At 53.3% G+C, this 733-nt stretch carries 1 protein-coding gene; it reads right to left on the bottom strand.

Annotated features, from left to right (window positions below; all coding sequences use genetic code 11):
- The coding region (locus PG879_RS20455) for an IS6-like element IS26 family transposase (protein ID WP_270830618.1) at nt 1-669 on the bottom strand (669 nt) is incomplete at its 3' end.
- Between the last annotated feature and the right edge of the window lie 64 nt (nt 670-733).

Below are 733 nucleotides of genomic sequence, written 5' to 3' on the forward strand. Positions count from 1 at the left end.
GCCCAGGGGATCACCATAATAAAATGCTGAGGCCTGGCCTTTGCGTAGTGCACGCATCACCTCAATACCTTTGATGGTGGCGTAAGCCGTCTTCATGGATTTAAATCCCAGCGTGGCGCCGATTATCCGTTTCAGTTTGCCATGATCGCATTCAATCACGTTGTTCCGGTACTTAATCTGTCGGTGTTCAACGTCAGACGGGCACCGGCCTTCGCGTTTGAGCAGAGCAAGCGCGCGACCATAGGCGGGCGCTTTATCCGTGTTGATGAATCGCGGGATCTGCCACTTCTTCACGTTGTTGAGGATTTTACCCAGAAACCGGTATGCAGCTTTGCTGTTACGACGGGAGGAGATATAAAAATCGACAGTGCGGCCCCGGCTGTCGACGGCCCGGTACAGATACGCCCAGCGGCCATTGACCTTCACGTAGGTTTCATCCATGTGCCACGGGCAAAGATCGGAAGGGTTACGCCAGTACCAGCGCAGCCGTTTTTCCATTTCAGGCGCATAACGCTGAACCCAGCGGTAAATCGTGGAGTGATCGACATTCACTCCGCGTTCAGCCAGCATCTCCTGCAGCTCACGGTAACTGATGCCGTATTTGCAGTACCAGCGTACGGCCCACAGAATGATGTCACGCTGAAAATGCCGGCCTTTGAATGGGTTCATGTGCAGCTCCATCAGCAAAAGGGGATGATAAGTTTATCACCACCGACTATTTGCAACAGTGCCC

Origin of the sequence: Aeromonas sp. QDB63, from assembly GCF_027707425.1 — a bacterium.
In the GTDB taxonomy this organism is placed as follows: domain Bacteria; phylum Pseudomonadota; class Gammaproteobacteria; order Enterobacterales; family Aeromonadaceae; genus Aeromonas; species Aeromonas caviae.